3 protein-coding genes and 1 rRNA gene are annotated in these 4109 nt (G+C 72.7%); 3 read left to right on the forward strand and 1 reads right to left on the reverse strand.

Annotated features, from left to right (window positions below; translation table 11 throughout):
- A 5S ribosomal RNA gene (gene rrf, locus AB0I04_RS54930) occupies positions 1 to 93 on the forward strand; the annotation flags it as partial.
- Between the two features lie 1404 nt (positions 94 to 1497).
- Complete coding sequence (locus AB0I04_RS54935; RefSeq protein WP_360904973.1) at positions 1498 to 2310, forward strand: hypothetical protein; 813 nt, start codon at positions 1498 to 1500, stop codon at positions 2308 to 2310.
- Between the two features lie 54 nt (positions 2311 to 2364).
- Here AB0I04_RS54935 and AB0I04_RS54940 read toward each other — a convergent pair whose 3' ends face one another.
- The gene (locus tag AB0I04_RS54940) at positions 2365 to 3291 is read right to left on the reverse strand and encodes an MBL fold metallo-hydrolase (protein WP_360904976.1); all 927 of its coding nucleotides are present in this window, start codon (positions 3289 to 3291) and stop codon (positions 2365 to 2367) included.
- 125 nt (positions 3292 to 3416) lie between these two features.
- Between AB0I04_RS54940 and AB0I04_RS54945 the strand changes: the two genes are divergently transcribed.
- Positions 3417 to 3989, forward strand: a complete 573-nt coding sequence (locus tag AB0I04_RS54945; protein WP_360904979.1) for a single-stranded DNA-binding protein — start codon at positions 3417 to 3419, stop codon at positions 3987 to 3989.
- Positions 3990 to 4109 lie beyond the last annotated feature (120 nt).

Genomic DNA, 4109 nt, shown 5'->3' on the forward strand with positions numbered 1-4109 from the left:
ACACCCGGTCCCATTCCGAACCCGGAAGTTAAGCCCTTCAGCGCCGATGGTACTGCACTGGAGACGGTGTGGGAGAGTAGGACACCGCCGGACATATACGCAGGAAGGGCCGCCTTTTCAGGCGGCCCTTTTTGTATGTTCGGGCACAATGGAGACAGACAGTGCTCCCCAGTGAAACGGTTTGATGTGATGAGCGCGGAACGAGATCAACGCGACGGCGATGGACCCGACCGGCGTCCACGGCCGGCCCGCCAAGACCGACCGGGCAGCGCCTCCGGCGGATCTCGTGACCGCCAGAGCGGCGCTCGATGGTCCTCCAGGGGCTCTGCCAACCGCGCCGGCGGTCGTCCGCGACGCGACGACTCCACTGAGGGTTCCGGCGGCGAGCGCTCTGGCTCGGCCGGAGGCCGGTCGAGCACCGGCCGCCCCGGCAGGTTCCAGAAGCCGGGAAACCCTCAGCGGTCCGGTAACGGCCAGCGATACGGCAACGCCCGCGACGACCAGGGCGCCGGCCGTTCCCAGGCGCGTCGGCCCAAGCCCTTCCGCGACAGCGACGCCGAAGGAACGAGCGGCTCGAGCCGCTCGTCGCGGCGAGACGACACGCGCGGACGCGGAGCGCCCGGCGCAGGCGGACGGCCCGCCGGCTCCGGGAAGTGGCGGAACGAGCGCGGCGGCCCCCGCCCCGGAGGGCGTCCGGCCGACCGGGGCGAGCAGGCGGGGGGCTCCCCGCAGCGGCCGAGCGATCGCTCCTCGCGGTACGACGACGAACGTACCGAGCGGCGTGACGACCGCGGCTACCGTGCGCGTGACAACAACGGGCCTCGTGGGACGCCGAACTTCTCGGGACGACGCGACGACGGCCGGAGCGCCGGCCGAGGCGGCTTCGCCCGCGATGACAGTGGGCGGCCGCGCACGGGTGGCGCAGGCTCGTCCCGTCGTGACGATCGTCCTGGCGGCGGCCGAGGCGGCTTCGCCCGCGATGACAGTGGGCGGCCGCGCACGGGTGGCGCAGGCTCGTCCCGTCGTGATGACCGTCCTGGCGGCGGCCGAGGCGGTTTCCGCGCCCCGGAGAAGGGCGAGGAGGGCAACCGGTCCCGTCAGGGCGGCAGGGAGGGCTCTCGGCCTCCTCAGGAGCGTACGGGCGGCTCCCAACGCCGGGATGGCGGTCGACGCGACTTCCGAGGCGGCCAGCGGGGACCTCGAGACGAGGCCGAGGGCCAGAGGAGCGGCCAGCGGGGACCTCGGGACGGCGCCCAGGGCCAGAGAAGCGGTTACCGGCAGCGGGACGACGCCAAGGGCGCTCGCCGCCCGGCCGAGCGCGGTACGCGCCGGCCTTCCGACCGGGACGGTCGGCCGTCGGACGCGCCACGGCCCCGGCGCGACCCCGGCCCGCCGGTCCCCGAGGACGTCACCGGCACCGAACTCGACGCCACGGCGCGGGCCGAGCTCAAGACCCTGCCGAAAGATCTCGCGACCGAGGTCGCCCGTCACCTCGTGATGGCCGGTCGCCTGATCGACGATGACCCCGAACTCGCCTACCAGCACGCCCTCGCGGCCCGTGGTCGCGCGGCCCGGGTCGGCATCGTTCGTGAGGCGTGCGGAATCGCGGCGTACCACGCCGGCCTGTGGTCGGTCGCTCTGTCGGAGCTTCGTGCGGCGCGCCGTCTGACCGGTCAGGAGGCCTACCTCGCGATCATGGCCGACGCCGAACGCGGACTCGGCAGGCCCGAGCGCGCCCTGGATCTCGCCAAGTCGGATGAGGCCCGCCGCCTCCCGCAGGCCGAGGCGATCGAGATGCGGATCGTCGAGTCCGGGGTCCGCCGCGACCTCGGTCAGCCGGGCGCGGCCGTCCTGGCGTTGCAGGTTCCGGAGCTGAAGGACGAGCGGTGGCGGCCTTGGTCGGCGCGGCTCTTCTACGCGTACGCCGACGCGCTGATCGACGCGGGTCGCGGGGAGGAGGCCTCCGACTGGTTCGCGCGGGCGGCGGCGGCCGACCGCGACGGCGAGACGGACGCCGCCGAGCGATACGCCGAGCTCGAGGGCTTGGAGATCATCGACACGGAGTTCGCCGACGCGGAGCCCGGTGCGGGCGTCGCGACGGAAGCCGAGACCCACACCGACGCGGGCTCCACTCCGCACGCCGATGCGCAGTCCGAAGCAGACGTCGACGCAGAGCCGAGCGGGAATCTCGCCGCCGAGCCGAGCGCCGGCACCGCTACGGGCCCTGAGACGCATGCCGAGGCGGTATCTGACGCGGACGCCGACGGCGAGACCGGGGACGTCCGGCGGGCGGACGCCGAGGACGAGTGAGACGTACGGAGGCCCGCCTCCATGCCGTCGTTCAGGACGGCATGGAGGCGGGCCTCAGCGCGTTTCGAGCGCGTGCATGATGCCGGCGACGTTGTTGCGGGCCGCGCTGATGATTTCGACCTTTTGCGCGACCTCTGGATCGGCGTCGGGCGCGAGCGCGCGGTATCGGTCGTCGGTGCGCTCGCGGACCATGGCCACCGCGTGATCCAGGTCGAGGCGCTGGTCGTGGGCCTCGGTGACCAGTTCGACCCACAGCCGGAGCTCTTCCGTGGAGCGGTCGAGCGTCTCGTCGACCAGGTCCACCGGCCCGAAGTGGCTGAACAGCAGCCGGGACGGCCGGAGGGCACGGAAGCGGTCCAGCGACGCCAGGGCCGTCTCCAGGTCGAAGTCGGGCGGCGGCGTGGCGGGGCGCAGGTCGGCCGTCTCCGGGATGTACACACCGGCGGCGTCCCCGACGTACAGATCCCCGGTCAGCGAGTCGAGCAGCCCGACGTGGTGCCTGGCGTGGCCGGGCGAGTAGTGGCTCTCCAGCCGCCTCCCGCCGCCGAGGTCCACCTCGCCGACCTCCTCCACCGCCCGGATCCGCACGGCGTCCGTGGGCTTGAGGTCGCCGAACAGAGAATCGAGGGCGTCTCCCCAGACCATGCGGGCGCTGCGCATCAGCCGACTCGGGTCCGCGAGGTGGCGGGCGCCCTTCTCGTGGACGACGATCTCGGCGTTGGGGAACATCTCCGCGATGTCGCCGACGCCGCCCGCGTGATCGAGATGGATGTGGGTGACGACGACGGTCGCCAGGTCGGCGGGGCCGATGCCCGCGGCGGCCAGCGCGTCGCGTACGACCGGGGCGGAGTTGCCCGCGCCGGTCTCCACCAGGCAGGGCCGGTCGGAGCGGATCAGATAGCCGGCAGTGATGCCCGTGTACCCGGCCATACGGGTGTCGATCTCGAAGACGTCGTTGCCCAGGTCGGTGATCGAATCCATGTGTCGCTCCGGTTTCCACAGATGCGGCGGGCAGGGTTACGCGGTCCAGGCCGACCGCCCCATCGTAGAGACAACGCCGCCGGGCCACACGGCGGCGGTCCCGAGGGGCGCGAGGGGAGAGGGCCGTGGATCACACCGAGGAGACGGCGCGGCAGGCTGCAGGAGGCGTCGAGGGCGGCATCGAGACGCAGAGCATGGCGACGCAGAGCATCGAGGCGCAGGGCAACCAGGCGCAGGGTAACGAGGCGCGGCACGGTGAGAGGGATGGCGGCGGCCGGCCGCCGGACGGCCGCGACGCGCACCCTCGTGACGCCGTCGCGCGGACCGCGGAAACGCCCGATGCCGACGCCGGCGTGACCCACGTCAATGAGATCGTCCTGGTCGGGCGGCTCTCCGGCGCACCGGAGTGGAAGGCGTTACCGGAAGGCCGGGAGGTGGCGGTCTGGCGGCTCATCGTGGAGCATCAGAACGCGCGGTCGCCGCAGGACGCCATCGACACCATCCGCTGCGTCACCTACGACTCCGCGGTCCAGGAGGGCATCCGCGGCTGGCGGCACGGCGACCTCATCGAGGTCCGCGGTTCGCTGCGGCACCGCTTCTGGCGCGCTCCGAACGGCCCTCGCGGGCTGTACGAGGTGGAGGCCGCGATCGCGGTCAGACATGATCGTGCGGCGTCGAGACCCGGTGATCGAACATGATTCCCCGGAGTCGGTCACACTGCCGTTCACGGTGACGCTGCTGTAATGGCAGCGCGCCGATGACCGGGCGCGAGTGTTCAACGAGCGGTTCGTCATCGCGGCCGTGGGCTCGGCCATGCC

Origin of the sequence: Actinoallomurus sp. NPDC050550 (genome assembly GCF_040655075.1) — a bacterium.
Taxonomy (GTDB): Bacteria; Actinomycetota; Actinomycetes; order Streptosporangiales; family Streptosporangiaceae; genus Actinoallomurus.